Annotated in this window: 1 protein-coding gene; it reads left to right on the forward strand. The window is 66.1% G+C overall.

The features are described from left to right. Nucleotides 1-2,144: acetate--CoA ligase family protein (locus ABI_RS11875; protein ID WP_309545681.1), on the forward strand; the 2,144-nt coding region annotated here is incomplete at its 5' end. Nucleotides 2,145-2,163: the final 19 nt, after the last annotated feature.

The following is a 2,163-nucleotide window of genomic DNA, read 5'->3' on the forward strand; positions in this document are numbered from 1 at the left end:
TCCTCTTTCGGGATTGCTCCGATATTTCCATTTATAACGGTAGCCTCATGACCGCCGACAGCCATATGACCACGACCAACCCGATCGACCGCCTGCTGCGCCCCCGCTCCGTCGCGATTATCGGCGCCTCCGACAAACCCGGAGCCCTGGGCGCCTCGGTGCTGAACAACCTGACGCGCAACGGCTTCGACGGCGAGATCTACCTGGTCAATCCCAGACGCGACGAGATCAACGGCCGGCGCTGCTACCCGTCCATCACCGACCTGCCCCAGAACATCGATGCCGCCGTCCTGGCCATCCCGCGCGCCGGCGTCCTGCCCGCCATCCGCGACCTGGCCGCCCAGAAGACCGGCGCCGCCGTCATCTTCTCGGCCGGCTTTGCCGAAGGCGGCCCCGAAGGCATGGCCGAACAACAACAAATCGCCGACATCGCCCACGCCTCCGGCATGATCGTCGAAGGCCCCAACTGCCTCGGCATGGTCAACTTCATCGACTCGGTTCCCCTGACCTTTGTCGAAACCAACATCACCCCGCTGAACAACCGCCCCGGTATCGGTATCGTCTCGCAAAGCGGCGCCATGGCGTGCGTGCTGGGCACCACCATCGCCGCGCGCGACCTGGGCCTGTCCTTCTCGGTCTCCACCGGTAACGAAGCCGCCTCCGGCGTCGAAGACTATGTCGACTACCTGGTCGCCGACCCGGCGACCCGCGTCATCGCCATGATCGTCGAGCAGTTCCGCAAACCCCAACGTTTCCTGGCTGCCGCGCGCGCCGCCCGGGCTGCCGGCAAGCTGATCGTCCTGCTTCACCCCGGCAAAAGCGCCGCCGCCCGCGACTCGGCCGCCACCCATACCGGCGCCATGGCCGGCGACTACGCCGTCATGCGCGTTCATGTCGAACGTGCCGGCGTCGTTTTCGCCGAGACCCTGGAAGAACTGGCCGACATCGCCGAAATCGCCATCCGCTGTCCGGCCTTGCCGACCGGCGGCACCGCCGTCTTCGGCGAATCCGGCGCCTTCAAGGCCCTGACCCTGGACCTGTGCGAAGACCTCGCCGTCGACCTGCCACAGATTCACGACGAAGACTCCCCTACCCTGCGCGCTGCCCTGCCGCCGTTCGTCGGGGTGAGCAACCCGCTCGATCTGACAGCCCAGGGCCTGGTCGAGCCCGATCTCTATTATCGCGTCCTGTCAGCTCTGTTCGATGACGACCGCTTCGGCGCCATCGTCATGGGCGTGATCCAGACCGATCCGGTGACCACCGGCATCAAGATCCCGCCGATCCTGCGCGCCGTGTCCGAACTGAAGCCAACCAAACCCGTAATCTATGCAGGCCTCGACGAAGGCGCCGACATCCCGGCGGCCTTTATCGCCGACCTGCGCGCCCAGGGCGTACCGTGCTTCCCGTCGACCGAACGCGCCTTCCGCGCTTTGAAACGCCTGAACGGCCTGCGCCCCGACACCGCGACGGCTCCAGCACCCCTGCCCGCCGACCTGGCCGGCCTGCACGGCGTCATCCCCGAATACCGCGCCAAGGCCATCTTAGGCCCGCTAGGCATTCCCTTCCCCGAAGGCCGCTTCGTCACCTCACCCGAGGCCTGCGGCGACCTCACCTACCCCGTGGTGCTCAAGGCCCAGTCGGCCGAGTTGAGCCACAAGAGCGATGCCGGTGGCGTGTTACTAAACATCCGCGACGCCGAGCAACTGGCCACCGCCTGGAAGACCCTTTACAGCAACGTCGCCGCCTACAACCCCGCGCTCACCCTCGACGGCGTGCTGATCGAGAAGATGGGCGATCGCGGCGTCGAACTGATCATCGGCGCGAAAACTGACCCGGACTGGGGCCCGGTCATCTTGGCGGGGTTGGGCGGTGTGACGGCAGAGCTGTTCCACGATGTCCGCCTGCTGGCGCCCGACCTCAGCGAAGCCGAGATCACCGCCGAGCTTCTGAAACTGAAAAGCGCGCCCTTGCTGACGGGCTTCCGCGGCTCAGCGCCGCTGGACCTGGCCGCTGTATCGGCCCTGATCGCCCGTCTTGGCCGCCTGCTGCTGACGGAACCGTCGATCCGCGAGATCGACCTGAACCCTGTGGTCGTCTACCCCTCGGGCGTCACCGCCCTCGACGCCCTGATGCTGGTAGAATAAAGACAAAATAGGTAAACTC

The organism is Asticcacaulis biprosthecium C19 (assembly GCF_000204015.1).
Taxonomy (GTDB): domain Bacteria; phylum Pseudomonadota; class Alphaproteobacteria; order Caulobacterales; family Caulobacteraceae; genus Asticcacaulis; species Asticcacaulis biprosthecius.